The 575-nt window shown below is 39.0% G+C and carries 1 pseudogene; it reads right to left on the reverse strand.

Annotation, left to right across the window (positions count from 1 at the left end):
• Positions 1 to 575: pseudogene (locus tag DRF58_RS18440) on the reverse strand (IS5/IS1182 family transposase); the annotation flags it as partial.

Below are 575 nucleotides of genomic sequence, written 5' to 3' on the forward strand. Positions count from 1 at the left end.
AGCATAATTTGTATCTTATAAAATAAGAAAATAATTTTCTGTTTCAGTAGTTCCATCATTTTCTTCATGTTCCAAGCGGTTGCAGCTAGTAATGCATTGATTTGTGGTCCCGTTTCTCCCAGGAAGTAATTTTTTGCCAGCCTAAAATCGGTTTTTAAATGTCCGATGATAGGTTCTATTGCCGCTCTGGTTCTAAATTTTTTGCGCTTTGTCTGCTTTTGATAAGCAGTGTCTTTTTTTCTTGGAGTGCTTGGGATGAAGATTTTCACGCCCTTTATTTCTGATTTTCCTCTGCCACCTCTATCGTAAAGGAGTTCTTTTGGGAGCTTTTGACCACCGGTTTCCATCTGTTCCAAAAGTGGTTCTATGGTGTGACCATCGTAAGGAGTTTGCAAAAATGCTTTAATCCCGAGAATGATTTTCTTGCCTTTGTTGGCGGTGGTTATCAAACCTACCTTATTCCCAAATTCATACTGGCTATGCGCTTTTCCTTTGGCAATACATCGGGTAAAAGGCTTGTGAATGCTGTAAATTTTATCGGCATCGTTTCTTTTTTGTGTGACAACCTTGGTGTA

Origin of the sequence: Epilithonimonas hispanica, from assembly GCF_003385395.1 — a bacterium.
Classification (GTDB): domain Bacteria; phylum Bacteroidota; class Bacteroidia; order Flavobacteriales; family Weeksellaceae; genus Epilithonimonas; species Epilithonimonas hispanica.